This is a genomic window from Brevundimonas balnearis, from assembly GCF_042434805.1.
Taxonomy (GTDB): Bacteria; Pseudomonadota; Alphaproteobacteria; order Caulobacterales; family Caulobacteraceae; genus Brevundimonas; species Brevundimonas balnearis.
On sequence record NZ_JBHLSW010000001.1, the window covers coordinates 96,034 to 111,464 of the forward strand.

Sequence of the window (15,431 nt, forward strand, 5' to 3'; positions counted from 1 at the left end):
TCATCGTCCCCGCATTTTCGTCCGTCCGCAGAAGGGGCGCCGCCTTGGCCGACGCCAACCAGAAGTTCGTGCTCGTGCCGCACGCAGGCCCCGTCAAGGCGTCGGCGGCCGAGCGCGTGGCCGACTTCGGGGAGATCTACAGCGGCTTCGCGGAACAGGTCGCCCAGAGCCAGTCCAGCCGCTGCGCCCAGTGCGGGGTGCCCTTCTGCCAGTCGGGCTGTCCGCTGGAGAACAACATTCCCGATTGGCTGCGCCTCGCCGCCGAGGGACGCGCCGAGGAAGCCTGGGCCCAGGCCGAGGCGACCAGCGCCATGCCCGAGATCTGCGGCCGGGTGTGCCCCCAGGATCGTCTGTGCGAAGGGTCGTGCACCCTGGAGCAGTCCGGCTGGGACACCGTCACGATCGGTTCGGTAGAACGCTGGCTCGGCGACATGGCGTTCGAGAACGGCTGGGTCACGCCGATCGCGCCGAGGGTCGAGCGGGGACAGTCGGTGGGCGTCGTCGGCGCGGGACCGGCAGGGCTGGCGGCCGCCGACCGGCTGCGCGCCGCCGGCTATGCGGTGACCGTCTATGATCGACACGATCGCGCGGGCGGGCTGCTGACCTACGGCATCCCCGGCTTCAAGCTGGAGAAGCACGTCGTGCAGAGGCGGCTGGACCGGCTGGCCGCCGGCGGCGTGACGTTCGAACTGGGCGTCGAGATCGGGCGCGACCTCGCCTTCGCCGAGTTGCGCGCGCGGCACGACGCGGTGCTGGTCGCCACCGGCGTCTACCAGGCCCGGCGGCTGACGGCCCCCGGCTGCGGCTCGCAGGGGGTGATTCCGGCGCTCGACTATCTGATCGCCTCCAATCGCAAGGGCTTCGGCGACGCCGTGCCCGCCTTCGACGACGGGCGGCTGAATGCCCAGGGCAAGCGCGTGGTGGTCATCGGCGGCGGGGACACGGCCATGGACTGCGTCCGCACCGCCGTGCGCCAGGGCGCGGCCACGGTCACCTGCCTCTATCGCCGCGACCGCGCCAACATGCCCGGCAGCGCCCGCGAGGTCGCCAACGCCGAGGAGGAAGGCGTCCGCTTCGAATGGCTGGCCGCCCCCCGCGCGGTGCTGGGCGGCGCGGACGGCGTGACCGGAGTGCGCGCCGCGCGCATGGCCCTGGCCGCCCAGGACGCGGACGGCCGCTGGACGGTCGAGGAGGTGCAGGGGGGCGACTTCGAGACGCCGGCCGACCTGGTGATCGAGGCGCTGGGCTTCGAGCCGGAGGACCTGCCGGCCCTGTTCGACAGCTCCGACCTGGCCCTGACCGAATGGGGCACGATCCGCACCGCGCGCCGCACCAAGGCCACCACGCTCGAAGGCGTGTTCGCCGCCGGCGACATCGTGCGCGGCGCGTCCCTGGTGGTCTGGGCCGTGCGCGACGGTCAGGACGCTGCGGCCGAGATCGACGCCTGGCTTCGCGCGCGCGCTTCTGGAAGGGTCGCGGCATGACCGACGCCTTCGACCCCGCCGCCTACGCGGCCGCGCGCCAGACCCTGATCGACGCCCACGCCTATGACCCGGCCTCGGAGCACGACGCCTGCGGGGTCGGCCTGGTCGCCGCCATCGACGGCGCGCCGCGCCGCGAAGTGGTCGAGCTGGCGCTGAAGGCTTTGAAGGCCATCTTCCACCGGGGGGCGGTCGACGCCGACGGCAAGTCCGGCGACGGGGCCGGCATCCTGATCGGCCTGCCCCAGGCCTTCTTCGAGGCCCAGGTGCGCGACACCGGCCATGAGCCGCGCGCCACGCCGATCTGCGTCGGCATGGTCTTCCTGCCCCGCCTCGACCTGGGCGCGCAGGAGCGGGCCCGCACCATCGTCGAGGGCGAGGTGCTGAAGGCGGGCTTCTACCTCTACGGCTGGCGCCAGGTGCCCCACCATATCGAAGCGCTGGGCGCGCGCGCCGCCGCCACGCGTCCGGAGGTCGAGCAGGTCATGCTGGCCGCGCCCGAAGGCCTGACCGGCGAGGCGCTGGAGCGCCGGCTCTATCTGGTGCGCCGCCGGATCGAGAAGCGCGCCCAGGCCAAGGGCCTGTCGGATTTCTACATCTGCTCCCTGTCGGCCCGGTCGGTGATCTACAAGGGCATGATGCTCGCCGAGGCGCTGGACGAGTATTACCCCGACCTGCTGGACCCGCGGGTGACGGCCAACGTGGCGCTGTTCCACCAGCGCTATTCGACGAACACCTTCCCCGAGTGGCGCCTGGCCCAGCCGTTCCGGATGTTGGCCCACAACGGCGAGATCAACACGCTGCGCGGCAACGCGAACTGGATGAAGAGCCACGAGATCCGCATGGCCGCCGACGCCTTTGGCGAGGACCAGGCGTCCGTGAAGCCGGTGATCCAGGCCTCCGGCTCGGATTCGGCGGCGCTCGACAACGTGTTCGAGGTGCTGGTCCACGCCGGCCGCCCCGCCCCCATGGTCAAGGCGCTGCTGATCCCCGAGGCGCGGGTCGAAGGGGTGATGAAGCCCGAGCATCAGGCGCTCTATGAGTACTGCAACGCCGTGATGGAGCCGTGGGACGGTCCGGCGGCGGTCTGCGCCACCGACGGCCGCTGGGTGGTGGCGGGCAAGGATCGCAACGGCCTGCGTCCCCTCCGGCTGGCGCGCACCGTCGACGGCCTGCTGATCTGCGGCTCGGAGGCCGGCATGACCGGCGTCGCCGAGGAGCGCATCGAGCAGCGCCTGCACATCGGCCCCGGACGCATGGTCGCCGTCGATCTGGAGGCCGGCCGCTTCTACGACGAGTTCGAGCTGGTCGACCGTCTGGCGGAGGATCACCCCTATCGCGAATGGCTCGGCAACATGGTCGAGCTGGAGGCCCGCGTCGGCCCCGGCGACGAGCCGCGCCGCCTGTCGGGCGAGGCCCTGACCCGCGCCCAGCTAGCCGTCGGCTGGACCGAGGAGGACATAGAGTCCCTGCTGGACCCGATGGCGACCTCCGGCAAGGAAGCCGTCGGCTCCATGGGCGACGACGCCCCCCCGACCGTGCTGTCGGAGATCGACCGCCCGTTCAGCCATTACTTCCGCCAGGCCTTCGCCCAGGTGACCAACCCGCCCATCGACTCGCTCCGCGAAGCCGGGGCGATGAGCCTGAAGACCCGGTTCAAGAACCTCGGCAACATCCTGGCCCAGGACGAGACCCAGACGCGGGTCTTCGTGCTGGACAGCCCGGTGCTGACGACCGGCATGTACGAGCGCATGCTGGATCAGGTGGGCGCGGGGGGCGTCGCCGTCATCGACTGCGCCTTCGACGCGCCCGAGCCCGCGGCCCCTCCGGGCCGGACGCTGGAGGCGGCGCTGGACCGCATCGGGCGCGAGGCGTCGGAGCAGGCGCGCGCCGGCGCCGGGCTGCTGGTCCTGACCGACGAGCGGTCGGGGCCCGGCAAGCCCCTGATCCCGATGATCCTGGCGGTGGCGGCGGTGCATTCGCGATTGGTGGACGAAGGCCTGCGGTCGTTCGTGTCCATCGTGGTGCGGACGTCGGAGACGCTGGATTCGCACGGCTTCGCGGTTCTGGTCGGCTGCGGCGCGACGGCGGTCAACGCCTGGCTGGCGCAGGAGACCTTCCAGGCGCGGCTGGAGGCCGGGCGCTATCCGGGACTCACGCTTCGCGACGTCTGCCTGAACTACAAGCACGCCATCGAGGCGGGCCTGATGAAGATCCTGGCCAAGAAGGGCATCTCGGTCATCTCGGCCTATCGCGGGGGCTATGAGTTCGAGGCGCTGGGCCTGTCGCGTTCGCTGGCGGCGGAGTTCTTCCCCGGCATGACCTCGCGCATCTCCGGCATCGGCCTGACCGGGCTGGAGGAGAAGGCGGTGCGCCAGAACGCCCGCGCCTGGGCCGAGGACCGGGTCCGTCTGCCGATCGGCGGCGCGCACCGCATCCGCGCGGGGCAGGAGAGCCACGCCTGGGACGCCGAGACCATCCACCGCTTGCAGGACGCCACGACCCGCAACGACTACAAGCGCTTCAAGGCCTATTCCCGCCGCGTCCGCGAGCAGCCGTCGACCTTCCTGCGCGATCTGCTGGACTTCCGCGAGGTCGCCCAGCCGGCCCAGATCGACGAGGTCGAGAGCGTCAACGAAATCCGCAAGCGCTTCGTCACGCCGGGCATGAGCCTGGGCGCGTTGAGCCCCGAGGCGCACGAGACGCTGAACATCGCCATGAACCGGATCGGCGCCCGCTCGGTCTCCGGCGAGGGCGGCGAGGACCCCGAGCGCTACGTCACCCGCGCCAACGGCGACAATCCGAACAGCGCGGTCAAGCAGGTGGCGTCCGGCCGCTTCGGCGTCACGGCCGAGTATCTGAACCAGTGCCGCGAGATCGAGATCAAGGTGGCCCAGGGCGCCAAGCCCGGCGAAGGCGGCCAGCTGCCCGGCTTCAAGGTCACCGAGTTCATCGCCCGCATGCGTCACTCGACGCCGGGCGTGGGCCTGATCAGCCCGCCGCCGCACCACGACATCTATTCGATCGAGGATCTGGCCCAGCTCATCTACGACCTGAAGCAGATCAACCCGGACGCGCGGGTGACGGTGAAGCTGGTCGCCTCCTCCGGCATCGGCGCGGTGGCCGCGGGCGTGGCCAAGGCCAAGGCGGACGTGATCCTGATCTCCGGCCACAACGGCGGCACCGGGGCCTCGGCCATGGGCTCGATCAAGCACGCCGGCATGCCGTGGGAGATGGGTCTGGCCGAGGCCCATCAGGTGCTCAGCCTGAACGGCCTGAGGAACCATGTGCGCCTGCGCACCGACGGCGGCATCCGCACCGGGCGCGACGTGGTGATCGCGGCGCTTCTGGGCGCCGAGGAGTTCGGCATCGGAACCGCCAGCCTGATCGCCGTCGGCTGCCTGATGGTGCGCCAGTGCCATTCCAACACCTGCCCCGTCGGCGTCTGCGTGCAGGACGAGCGGCTGCGCGCCATGTTCACGGGCACGCCCGACAAGGTGGTGAACCTGTTCACCTTCATCGCCGAGGAGACGCGCGAGGTGCTGGCCTCGCTGGGCCTGAAGTCGCTGGACGAGGCGGTCGGGCGGACCGACCTGTTACGTCAGGTCTCGCGCGGCTCGTCGCATCTGGACGACCTGGACCTGAACCCCCTGCTGGTTCGGGTCGGCGGCCAACTGAACGCCCAGCGCGGACCGGAGACGGCGCGCAACGCCGTGCCCGACACCCTGGACGCCCTGATCGTGCGCGACGCCGCGCCGCTGCTGGAACGCGGCGAGAAGATGCAGCTGACCTATTCGGTCAGGAACACCCAGCGTGCGATCGGCACGCGGACCTCGTCCCATATCGTGCGCCGTTTCGGGAACACGCTGCCCGACGGCCAGCTGACCCTGGCGCTCCGGGGCTCGGCCGGCCAGTCGATGGCCGCCTGGGGCATGAAGGGGCTGCGGATCGAGCTCGACGGCGAGGCCAACGACTATGTCGGCAAGGGCCTGTCGGGGGCGCATCTGATCATCCGGCCCACGACCTGGCGGCCGGGTCAGGCGATCGTCGGCAATACCGCGCTCTATGGCGCGACCTCGGGCGTGCTGTTCGCCTCGGGCGTGGCGGGCGAGCGGTTCGCCGTCCGCAACTCGGGCGCTGAGGCCGTTGTCGAGGGCGTGGGGGCCCACGGCTGCGAATACATGACCGGCGGCGCGGTCGTGGTGCTGGGCCGGGTCGGATGGAATTTCGGCGCGGGCATGTCAGGCGGCGAGGCCTTCATCCTGGCGGACCAGCCGGACCTGGAGACGCACCTGAACGCCGAGGCGGTGACGAGCCTGCCGGTCCATGGCGAGGCGGCGGCCCGGCTGCGCGCGCTTCTGGAGCGACATGCGGACGCGACGGGCTCTCCCCTCGCGCGGCGCCTGCTGGAGGGATGGACCGAGGCCCAGCGCCGCTTCGTGCGCATCCTGCCGAGGGAAGCCGCCGAGGCGCAGGCGCTCAAGCGGGCCTGAGCCGCGGACCTGAGCTTATCGGCTCAGCGGCCGGGCCAGCATGGCCTTCAGCTGCGCCCGCCGCTCCGGCGTCGAGGCGCCGAACACGCCCCGCGCGTCCTCCGGGATATGCGCCATCGGCTCGCCGCCGGTCTGGAAGATGTAGTGGTCGAAGAAGACCCGCCACGCCGCCCGCTCGCGCTCGGGCAGATCGCGCAGGGTCAGGAGCGCGTGGAACAGGGTGAACATCGGCGTGGTCAGCCACTCCGGCCCGTCGCGCCACCAGAAGTTCACCATCGCCCCGATCGGATCCAGCGACTTCACATTGTGGAACCACAGGCTGGGCACATAGACGGCGTCGCCGGGCTCCAGCACCGCCTGCTCGGCCTCCGCCCAGGCTTCGGCGAAGCGGGGGAAGCGCTCGAGGTCCGGCGCATCGATGTCCACAAGGCTGATCGGCTGGCCCGCCAGGGTGAAGTCCAGCGGTCCGACATAGAGGTTCGCGACCTGTCCGGTCGGGAAGAGGGTGAACCTCCGCCGCCCGGCGACCACGCAGGCCAGATTCTGGGGCAGGTCCCAATGGGTGGCCGTCGTCGACCGGTTGCCGATCCAGAGCGACGTCAGCCGCTCCGCGGCGGGGTCCAGCAGCAGCATGGGGTTGGCCTCGACCAATCCCGGGAGATGGCTGGGCGCCGGCACGCCGCCCGCATAGATCGAGGCGGGCCGCTCGACCTCGGCGAGCGCCAGCAGCTCGTCCAGCAGCGCCTTCAGCGGCACCTGTACCGGCGTGTGGTTGCGCCCCTTCAGGTCCTCGGAGTAGCCGTAGCGCCCCTCGATCTCCGGCGACGCCCGGAAGGCGTTGACCGGGCGGCCGGCGTCCAGTCCCGACAGATAGTCGCGCAAGCCCCCCGGCGTCCGCGCCGCCGCCACGGCCGGCCAGTCGGCGACCAGCCCCTCCAGCACCACCGGCCGGCCGGCCGGAACCACCTCGGCTTCGAACCGGGCGCGGTCGACGCCCTTCAGGCGCGGCAAGGGCTTGGGCGGAGGAAGCGACGTCATGACGGCGAGTCTAGGCTGGACCCGCCCCACCGTCACGACATAGGTGGACGCATGCGCGATCCCTCGCCCTTCGACGCCCGCCAGGACCTTGAGGACGCCCCGCGCACCGGCGCCCGCGCGCGACCGAAGGACGCCGCGACGCTGATCCTGGTCCGCCGCCGGTCCGGTTCGGCCGAGGTGCTGATGGGCCGCCGCGCGCCGGGGCATGTCTTCATGGCCTCGAAGTGGGTCTTTCCCGGCGGGCGGGTGGAGCGGGCGGACTTAGGGGCCGCGGCCGCCACGGAACTGAGCGCCGCCACCGCCGAGCGGCTGGAGCGGGAGCTTCCGGCCCGGCGCGCCCGCGCCCTGGCGCTGGCGGCGGTGCGCGAGACCTTCGAGGAGACCGGGCTGATCCTGGGCCGGCCCGCGCCCGCCGCGTCCGTCGCGGGGCCGTGGCGCGAGTTCCGGCGGGCGGGCGCCCTGCCCGACCTGGCGGCCCTGTCCTATATCGCCCGCGCCATCACTCCGCCGGGCCGCCCGCGCCGGTTCGACGCCCGCTTCTTCATGGCCGACGGCGAGAGTCTGATGGCGCGGGGCGAAGCGTCGGGCGAGCTGGACGAGATCGCCTGGCTGCCCCTGGACCAGGCGGCGGGGCAGGACCTGCCGGCCATCACCCGCTTCGTGCTGAAGGAGGTCGCGGCGCGGCACGAGTCGGCCGACCGGCCCCTGCCCTTCGTGCGCTGGCTGCACGGCCGGCACCAGGTCAGCTACGACTGATCACTCCGCCACCGGCCGCGTCAGGTCAAACTCCACGCGGAAGTGGCGGTTCGGCCGCGTCAGTTCGTAGACGAAGGTCTCGCCCGGCCGCACCTCCATCGCCCAGACGTTCGTCACCGAGACGGCGGCGTCATTGGCGGTGAACAGCTCCACCGAGAAGTCGTCGACCGGAAAGGTCTGCCGCTCAGCGGCGCCGGGCCCCTCGGTGTCGCCGCCATACCAGTGCAGGCCCGTCGGCTGACCCTGCGGGTCCCGGTGATCGTGCTTCAGCGTCAGGCCGTGGGGCTCGCGGGTGATCACCCAGGTGCGGCTGCGGTCCTCGCCGACCCAGAACGGGATCCGCACCTCCGTGGGCGAACAGTCGCGAACATGCATGAGCAGCCGCGACGAGGCGAAGGCGGCGTCGGCGGGGTCGGTCGTGGTGACCCGCCCCTCGAATCGCTGCCCGCACAGGGCGTTGAGGTTGGCCATGAAGGCGTCGTGGGATGGGGCGACCCTCGGCGTCGAGACGCAGGCCGAGGTGACGGCGGCGGCGGCGACAAGGCTGACGAGCGTACGGTTCATGCCCGGAGCCTAACCCAGTCCGAGCGGCCGCGCGCAAGTCTGTGCGTCGCCCGTTGACTTCACGGGCGTCCTGAGTATTTTCCCGGCCTCTCGTTTCAAGCGGCTTTCGCCGTCGCAAAGGCAATTCCGATGGCCAAACCGGCTTCCATCAAGATCCGTCTGAACTCCACGGCCGACACCGGCTTCTTCTACGTCACCAAGAAGAACGCCCGGACCATGACCGAGAAGATGGTCGTGCGGAAGTACGACCCGGTCGCGCGCAAGCACGTCGAGTTCAAGGAAGGCAAGATCAAGTAAGGCGTTTCAACCGCCTGACCGATCCGACGCCCGGCCTCGGCCGGGCGTTTTGCGTTTCAGGCTAAGGCTTTGGCTCAGGCCGCGCGGGCGACGACCACGTTGCGGCCGCGCGACTTGGCCTCATAGACCCCGTCGTCGGCGCGCTTGAGCAGGCTTTCCGGCGTCTCGTGCGGCGCGACCGAGGCCGCCACGCCGATCGAGACGGTGATCGGCAGGAGCTCCTGTCCGCCCAGGATGCGGAACGGCGCGGCCTCCACGTTCATGCGGATGCGCTCGGCGATTCGGCCGGCGTCCTCCAGCCGGATGCCCGGCATGAGGACGACGAACTCCTCGCCGCCCAGGCGACAGGGCAGATCGACCGCCCGGACATTGGTCGCCAGCCGAACCCCGAACTCGCGCAGGACCTCGTCGCCCGCGTCGTGGCCGAAGCCGTCGTTCACGCCCTTGAAGTGGTCGATGTCCAGCAGCAGCGCCGCCACCGGCTCGCCACCGTGGTTGGCCCGCTGCAGCAGGGCCTGCAGCTGGCTGGTCATGTAGCGGCGGTTGTGCAGCCCGGTCAGCGGGTCGGTGACCGCCATCTCCAGGCTGAAGTCCAGCTTCTCCCGCAGGAAGTCGGCGTAGCGCTTGCGCTTGACCTGGGTCCGCACCCGCGCGGCCAGCTCCTGCTGATCGACCGGGCGCGACAGGATGTCGTTCACGCCGAGCTCCAGCGCCTTCAGCATCCGCGCGCGCTCGCCCGGATCGACGATGGCCAGGATCGCGAGGTTTCGCGACGCCTCCTGCGACCGCACCTGCGCCGCCAGCCTCAGGCCGTCGAAGCTGTCGGCCGCCGCGTTGACGATCAGCAGGTCCACCGGGCCGCGGCAGGTCATCAGGGCCGCATTGGGATCGGACTCGTGAACCACCCGGTGTTCGCCGCCCAGCTCGGCGAGAAGGCGGTTGGCCTGTTGCGGATTGTCGTCCACCACCAGCACCCGCGCGCCCGACGAGCGGAGCCGCCCCACCCCCTCGGCCAGTCCCAGCCGGCGACCGCTCTCCTCGCGTTCGCGCAGCTCGTCCATCGCCGCCTTGAGCCGGATCATCGAACGCACGCGCGCCATCAGCACCACGTCGTCGATGGGCTTGGTCAGGAAGTCGTCGGCCCCGGCCTCCAGCCCCTGGATCCGGTCCTCGCGGCCGTCGAGCGCCGTCACCAGGATGACCGGGATATGCCGGGTCACGGGATCGGCCTTCAACCGGCGCGACACCTCGAAGCCGTCCATGCCGGGCATCATGACGTCCAGCAGCACGATGTCGGGCAGCTCGGCCTTGGCGATCCGCAGCGCCGTGGGTCCGTCCGCGGCGGTCAGGACGTCGTAGTAGTCCAGCGTCAGCTTCGCCTCGAGCAGGCGGACGTTCGCCGGAACATCGTCGACCACAAGGATACGCGCGGTCATGGCCTACCCCAGGTGCTTACGAACCGTGTCCAGGAAATAGCTGATCGAGATCGGCTTGGAGATGTAGGCCTCGCAGCCCCCCTGACGGATGCGCTCCTCGTCGCCCTTCATGGCGAAGGCGGTCACAGCGACGACGGGAATGTGCGACAGTTCCTCGTCCTCCTTCAGCCAGCGCGTGACCTCCAGGCCGGAGATCTCGGGCAGCTGGATGTCCATCAGGATCAGGTCCGGCCGGTGCTGGCGCGCCAGGGCGAGCGCCTGCATGCCCTCGCGGGTCTGAAGGGTCTCGTAGCCCTGCGAGTCGAGCAGATCATGAAAGAGCTTCATGTTCAGCTCGTTATCCTCGACGATGAGGACCTTCTTCGACATCATCACCTGGACCGCCCGACGACAGGGGCTTTCACGCCGCCGGCCGGGCTCTCACCTGTTCGTTGCGTCGGAACATGGACCGACATTCTTTAAGTTGACGTGAAGCATGGCCGCGCCCGGCATGAAGGCCATCTGCATGGAGTGCTTCTGGACGGCGCCGGAACGACCGTCGCCCCTGCGCTGCCCCGCGTGCGGGTCGCCGCGGGTCGTCGCCCACGACGAGCTCGACACGCTCGCCATCGCCCACATGGACTGCGACGCCTTCTACGCCTCGGTGGAGAAGCGCGACCGGCCGGAGCTGCGCGACAAGCCGGTGATCGTGGGCGGCGGACGTCGGGGGGTGGTGACCACCGCCTGCTACATCGCGCGCCTGTACGGCGTCGGGTCGGCCCAGCCGATGTTCAAGGCGCTCAAGGCCTGTCCGGACGCGGTGGTGGTCAAGCCGGATTTCGCCAAGTACTCGGCCGAGAGCCGGCGCATCCTCGGGGCGCTGGGGCGGCTGACCCCCCTGATCCAGCCGCTGTCGCTGGACGAGGCGTGGGCGGACCTGTCGGGCACCGAGCGCCTGAACGGCGGGCCGGCGGCGCTGCAGCTGATCCGGTTCCAGAAGCACATTGAACAGGAGACCGGCCTGACCGTCTCCATCGGGCTGGCGCCGAACCGCTTCCTGGCGAAGGTGGCCTCGGAACTGGACAAGCCGCGCGGCTTCTCGGTCATCGGCGCGGCCGAGGCGAAAGGCTTCCTGGCCCCGAAAGCCGTCACGATCCTGCCGGGGGTCGGCCCGGTCTTCGGCAAGGCGCTCCGCAGCGACGGCTTCGACACGGTCGGAGACCTGGCCCGCGCCGATCCCAAGGACCTGGTGCGCCGCTATGGCGAATGGGGCCTGCGCCTGTGGGACCTCGCCCACGGTCGCGACGGCCGCGCGGTCGATCCGGACCATGACCGGCGCGGCATGAGCGCCGAGACCACCTTCAACGAGGACCTGACCGAGCAGACGGCGCTCGAGGCCGAGCTCTGGCGGCTGTGCGAGAAGCTGGCGGCCAAGGCGCGCCGCTCCGGTCTGGCGTCCCGCACCGTGCAGCTGAAGCTGCGGCGCACCGACTTCCGCATCGTCACCCGGCGCCAGACCCTGGCCGAACCCGTGCAGACGGCGCGCGGCCTGTTCGCCGCCGCGGCCGGCCTGCTGAAGCCTGAACTGGGCCGCCCCTACCGCCTGATCGGCGTCGGCATGATGGATGTGATGGACGCCGAGGACGCGCCCTTTAGCCTGTTCGAGAGCGAGGAAGCCCGGGCGCTGAAGACCGAGACCGCCATCGACGCCCTGCGCGCCCGATTTGGCGACGCGGCCGTGGTGTCGGGGCGGGCCCTCAAGCGCTAGCCTGAAGCGCTAGCCCGCCATCTCGGTCGGCCTCTGCTTCTCGCGCAGGGTGACCAGCTCCTCGGCGACCGTGGGATGCACCGCGCAGGTGGCGTCCCACTGCTGTTTGGTCAGGCCCGCCTTCACGGCGATCGCGGCGACCTGGATGATCTCCGGCGCGTCCGGCCCCACGATGTGTACGCCCACCACCCTCTGGGTGTCCGCGTCCACCACCAGCTTCATCAGCATCCGCTCGTCGGAGCCGGTGAAGGCGTACTTCATCGGGCGGAAGCGGGTCAGATAGACGTCGACCCCCTTGCGGCACGCGCGGCGCGCCTCGGCCTCGGACAGCCCGACCGTGCCGACCGGCGGCTGGCTGAACACGGCGGTGGCCACGGCCTCGTAGTCGAAGCTGGTCGGGGTGTCGCGATAGACGGTCTGGTGGAACGCCACGGCCTCGCGGATGGCGACGGGCGTCAGGTTCATCCGGTCGGTGACGTCGCCGATGGCCCAGATGTTCTCCGCCGTCGTCCGCGAGAACTCGTCGACCTTGATCGCCCCCTGCTCCGTCAGCTCGACGCCGGCGGTCTCGAGGCCCAGGCCCTTCACGTGCGGCACGCGGCCGGTGGCGAACATCACCACGTCGGTCTCGATCTCCAGGCCGTTGTCGAGCACGTTCAGCAGCCCGGCCTCGGTCTTCTCGATCCGGTCATGCTGGGTGGCCAGCACCACGCGGATGCCGCGCTTCTCGATCTCGTCGGCCAGATGCGCGCGCACGTCGTCGTCGAAGCCGCGCAGGATGTTCGGCCCGCGATAGACCAGGGTCGTCTCGACCCCCAGCCCGGCGAAAATGCCGGCGAACTCCACGGCGATATAGCCGCCGCCGGCGATCAGGATGCGCTTCGGCAGTTCCGGCAGGTGGAAGGCTTCCTCCGAGGTGATCGCGTGCTCGATCCCCGGCAGGCCCTCGGGGATCCAGGGACGCCCGCCGGTGGCGATGAGGATGCGCTCGGCGGTGATCGTCGGGTCCTTGCCCACGATCTCGACGGTGTGGGCGTCCTTCAGCACCGCGCGGCCGTGGATCAGCTCGACCCCCGCCTTGCCGAGGTTGGCGGCGTAGATGCCCGACAGCCGGGCGATCTCCACGTCCTTGGTCTCGATGAAGCCCTTCCAGTCGAAGCTGGCGTCGACGGTCCAGCCGTAGCCCTTGGCCGTCTCGAACTGGTGGGCGAAGTCCGAGGCCATGACCATGAACTTCTTGGGCACGCAGCCGCGGATCACGCAGGTGCCGCCGACCCGGTGCTCCTCGGCGATGGCCACCCGCTTGCCGTCCAGCGCCGTCAGCCGCGCCGCCCGCACGCCCCCCGAACCCGCGCCGATGACGAAGAGATCGTAGTCGTAGTCGGCCATGGCGGGCTCCGCTTGGGCGGTGATCGGGCTCAGGGATGTAGAACGTCGACGCCGGAATCCAAGCCGATGATCGCCTCGTCGGCCAGGTCGAGGAACAGGCCGTGCTCGACGACGCCGGTGATCAGTTTCAGGTCGTCGGCCAGACGGACCGGGTCGTGTATGGCCCCGCACCTGGCGTCATAGATGACATTGCCGCCGTCGGTGCGGACGATGCCGCGCTCGGCCTGGCGCAGGCGCGCGGGCATGGCGATCTCATGGTCGGCCAGGACGTCGGCGATGCGGTTGGCGGTGGTCTTGTGCCCGAACGCCACCACCTCGATCGGCAGGGGGAAGGCGCCGAGCGTCTTCACCACCTTGGCGCTGTCGGCGATGACGATGCAGCGCGCCGAGGCCTCCCACACCAGCTTCTCGCGCAGCAGGGCCGCGCCGCCGCCCTTGATCAGGGCCAGCCCCGGCCCGACCTCGTCGGCGCCGTCGATCGTCAGGTCGATACGCGGCGTGTCCTCCAGCGTCGACAGCGTCAGCCCAAGCTCGCGCGCCAGATCCGCCGTCGCCTCCGACGTCGGCACGCAGCGCAGGTCCGCCAGGCCCCGCGCCGCCAGCGCCTTCACGAACCAGGCGGCCGTCGAGCCGGTGCCCAGGCCGACGATCATGCCGGGCTCGACCCGCGCGGCGGCGGCCTCGCCGGCGTGCTTTTTCTGGAGGTCAGACATGTCCATTCCTCCCCGGCGCAGCGGGGGAGGGAGACCCCGAAGGGGTGGAGGGGGCAAACCGGAAGCACGGGAGGTTGCGGTCGCCCCCTCCACCACGCTTCGCGTGGTCCCCCTCCCCCGAAGCTGCGCGTCGGGGGAGGATCATGGCTTTGCCGCCTTCCGGGCGCGCATCGCCTGCATGAAGCGCTCGGCCCAGCCGGGTCGCAGCTCCTGCCGCGCCCGACCCAGCGCCAGGGCGCCGTCGGGCACGTCCTCGGTGATCACAGAGCCGGAGCCCGTCATCGCCCCCGCCCCCACCGTCACCGGCGCCACCAGAGCCGTGTTGGAGCCGATGAAGGCCCCCGCGCCCACCTCGGTCCTGTGCTTGTTGAAGCCGTCGTAGTTGCAGAAGATCGTGCCGGCGCCGACGTTGGCCCCCTCCCCGACCGACCCGTCGCCAAGATAGGCCAGGTGGTTGGCCTTGGCGCCCTTGGCCATCGTCACGTTCTTCACCTCGACGAAGTTGCCGATCCGGACGCCTTCGCCCAGGTCCGCGCCGGGCCTGAGCCGCGCATAGGGGCCGACTTCCGCCCCCGCAGCCACGACCGCTCCCTCAACATGGCTGAAGCTGCGGATGCGGGCGCCGCCCGCGACCTTCGCGCCCGGGCCGAAGACCACATAGGGCTCGATCACCGCGCCCGGCCCGATCTCGGTGTCCCAGCTCAGGTGAACGGTGTCGGGCGCCGGCATCCGCACCCCCGCCGCCAGCAGGTCCTCGCGCCGCACCCTCTGGAACAGGGCCTCCGCCTGGGCCAGTTCCGCTTGCGCGTTCACGCCCATCACAGCGTCTTCGCCCGCGAAGACCGCGCGGGTCGCGTGCCCGGCCCGGCGCGCCAGACCGACCACGTCGGTCAGGTAGTACTCGCCCTTGGCGTTGTCGTTCGTGACCCGCTCTAGCAGCTCGAACAGCAGCGCCGCCGGGGCCGCCATGACGCCGGAGTTGCAGGCCGTGACCTTCAGCTGGTCCGGCGTCGCCTCCTTGGCCTCGACGATCGCCTCCAGCGTCCCGCCCGACAGGATCAGCCGGCCGTAGGCGCCGGGGTCGCGCGCCTCGAAGCCGATCACCGTGACGCCGTCTCCGGCGAACACCGGGGCGATGTCGGCGGCGGTCAGCAGCGGCACGTCGCCGTAGGTGACCACCACCTCGCCGTCGAAGCCGTTCAGCGCCGCTTTCGCGGCCAGCACAGCGTGGCCGGTGCCGAGCGGAGGGTCCTGGACCGCGATCGCGGCCGCGCCCAGGCGCTTCTCGACGTGGGCCCGCACCTCGGGCGAGTGATTGCCGACCACCACCACGATGCGCTCGCAGCCCAGGCCCTCGGCGGCGTCGATGGCGTGGTCCAGCATGGCGCGTCCGCCGACCGGGTGCAGCACCTTGGGCAGGGGCGACTTCATCCGCGTGCCCTGGCCGGCGGCCAGGATGATCGCGGCGCGGGCTCGGCTGGTCATGAATCGGTCCGGCGGCTAGGCATCGTCAGCGG

Annotated in this window: 12 protein-coding genes; 5 read left to right on the forward strand and 7 right to left on the reverse strand. The window is 71.0% G+C overall.

From position 1 onward, the window contains the following. Nucleotides 1-44: 44 nt before the first annotated feature. Nucleotides 45-1,484: an NAD(P)-dependent oxidoreductase gene (locus ACFFGE_RS00525; RefSeq protein ID WP_376833235.1), complete on the forward strand. Its 1,440-nt coding sequence runs from the start codon at nt 45-47 to the stop codon at nt 1,482-1,484. Continuing rightward, nucleotides 1,481-5,974: a glutamate synthase large subunit gene (gene gltB / locus ACFFGE_RS00530; RefSeq protein WP_376833237.1), complete on the forward strand. Its 4,494-nt coding sequence runs from the start codon at nt 1,481-1,483 to the stop codon at nt 5,972-5,974. Before ACFFGE_RS00525 ends, gltB begins: the two co-directional genes overlap by 4 nt. A gap of 15 nt (nt 5,975-5,989) precedes the next feature. On the opposite strand, the gene ACFFGE_RS00535 is transcribed toward gltB, so the two are convergent. Then, nucleotides 5,990-7,012 (reverse strand): cupin-like domain-containing protein, encoded by a 1,023-nt coding sequence (locus ACFFGE_RS00535; RefSeq protein WP_376833239.1) that lies wholly within the window; start codon nt 7,010-7,012, stop codon nt 5,990-5,992. Nucleotides 7,013-7,063: 51 nt separating this feature from the next. On the opposite strand from ACFFGE_RS00535, the gene ACFFGE_RS00540 reads away from it, so the two are divergent. Further along, nucleotides 7,064-7,768, forward strand: a complete 705-nt coding sequence (locus ACFFGE_RS00540; protein ID WP_376833241.1) for an NUDIX hydrolase — start codon at nt 7,064-7,066, stop codon at nt 7,766-7,768. On the opposite strand, the gene ACFFGE_RS00545 is transcribed toward ACFFGE_RS00540, so the two are convergent. Beyond that, nucleotides 7,769-8,332 (reverse strand): hypothetical protein, encoded by a 564-nt coding sequence (locus ACFFGE_RS00545; RefSeq protein ID WP_376833243.1) that lies wholly within the window; start codon nt 8,330-8,332, stop codon nt 7,769-7,771. Between the two features lie 129 nt (nt 8,333-8,461). Here ACFFGE_RS00545 and rpmG point away from each other — a divergent pair, with 129 nt between their 5' ends. After that, entirely contained in the window at nt 8,462-8,629 is a 168-nt protein-coding gene (gene rpmG, locus ACFFGE_RS00550; protein WP_376833245.1) for a 50S ribosomal protein L33, read from the forward strand. A gap of 74 nt (nt 8,630-8,703) precedes the next feature. Here the strand turns inward: rpmG and ACFFGE_RS00555 are convergent, their stop codons facing one another. Both ACFFGE_RS00555 and ACFFGE_RS00560 read right to left on the reverse strand, forming a co-directional pair. Continuing rightward, nucleotides 8,704-10,065: a PleD family two-component system response regulator gene (locus ACFFGE_RS00555; RefSeq protein WP_376833247.1), complete on the reverse strand. Its 1,362-nt coding sequence runs from the start codon at nt 10,063-10,065 to the stop codon at nt 8,704-8,706. A gap of 3 nt (nt 10,066-10,068) precedes the next feature. Then, the gene (locus ACFFGE_RS00560) at nt 10,069-10,434 is read right to left on the reverse strand and encodes a response regulator (RefSeq protein ID WP_446680604.1); all 366 of its coding nucleotides are present in this window, start codon (nt 10,432-10,434) and stop codon (nt 10,069-10,071) included. A gap of 121 nt (nt 10,435-10,555) precedes the next feature. Here ACFFGE_RS00560 and ACFFGE_RS00565 point away from each other — a divergent pair, with 121 nt between their 5' ends. After that, nucleotides 10,556-11,812: a DNA polymerase IV gene (locus ACFFGE_RS00565; protein WP_376833329.1), complete on the forward strand. Its 1,257-nt coding sequence runs from the start codon at nt 10,556-10,558 to the stop codon at nt 11,810-11,812. A 9-nt stretch (nt 11,813-11,821) separates the two neighbouring features. On the opposite strand, the gene gor is transcribed toward ACFFGE_RS00565, so the two are convergent. From gor to glmU, 3 genes are all read right to left on the reverse strand, one after another. Then, nucleotides 11,822-13,201 carry a glutathione-disulfide reductase gene (gor, locus tag ACFFGE_RS00570; RefSeq protein WP_376833249.1) on the reverse strand — a complete coding sequence of 460 codons (1,380 nt, stop codon included), beginning with the start codon at nt 13,199-13,201 and terminating at the stop codon, nt 11,822-11,824. A gap of 29 nt (nt 13,202-13,230) precedes the next feature. Continuing rightward, nucleotides 13,231-13,914: a ribose-5-phosphate isomerase RpiA gene (gene rpiA / locus ACFFGE_RS00575; protein ID WP_376833251.1), complete on the reverse strand. Its 684-nt coding sequence runs from the start codon at nt 13,912-13,914 to the stop codon at nt 13,231-13,233. A 141-nt stretch (nt 13,915-14,055) separates the two neighbouring features. Further along, a complete protein-coding gene (gene glmU / locus ACFFGE_RS00580; protein ID WP_376833253.1) occupies nt 14,056-15,399 on the reverse strand; it encodes a bifunctional UDP-N-acetylglucosamine diphosphorylase/glucosamine-1-phosphate N-acetyltransferase GlmU in 1,344 nt (447 codons plus the stop codon). Nucleotides 15,400-15,431 lie beyond the last annotated feature (32 nt).

Coding starts and splice junctions, on each gene's coding strand:
- gltB (WP_376833237.1), top strand. CDS start 1,481: ATGACCGACGCCTTCGACCCCGCCGCCTACGCGGCCGCGCGCCAGACC.
- ACFFGE_RS00535 (WP_376833239.1), bottom strand. CDS start 7,012: ATGACGTCGCTTCCTCCGCCCAAGCCCTTGCCGCGCCTGAAGGGCGTC.
- ACFFGE_RS00540 (WP_376833241.1), top strand. CDS start 7,064: ATGCGCGATCCCTCGCCCTTCGACGCCCGCCAGGACCTTGAGGACGCC.
- ACFFGE_RS00545 (WP_376833243.1), bottom strand. CDS start 8,332: ATGAACCGTACGCTCGTCAGCCTTGTCGCCGCCGCCGCCGTCACCTCG.
- rpmG (WP_376833245.1), top strand. CDS start 8,462: ATGGCCAAACCGGCTTCCATCAAGATCCGTCTGAACTCCACGGCCGAC.
- ACFFGE_RS00555 (WP_376833247.1), bottom strand. CDS start 10,065: ATGACCGCGCGTATCCTTGTGGTCGACGATGTTCCGGCGAACGTCCGC.
- ACFFGE_RS00560 (WP_446680604.1), bottom strand. CDS start 10,434: ATGTCGAAGAAGGTCCTCATCGTCGAGGATAACGAGCTGAACATGAAG.
- ACFFGE_RS00565 (WP_376833329.1), top strand. CDS start 10,556: ATGAAGGCCATCTGCATGGAGTGCTTCTGGACGGCGCCGGAACGACCG.
- gor (WP_376833249.1), bottom strand. CDS start 13,201: ATGGCCGACTACGACTACGATCTCTTCGTCATCGGCGCGGGTTCGGGG.
- rpiA (WP_376833251.1), bottom strand. CDS start 13,914: ATGTCTGACCTCCAGAAAAAGCACGCCGGCGAGGCCGCCGCCGCGCGG.
- glmU (WP_376833253.1), bottom strand. CDS start 15,399: ATGACCAGCCGAGCCCGCGCCGCGATCATCCTGGCCGCCGGCCAGGGC.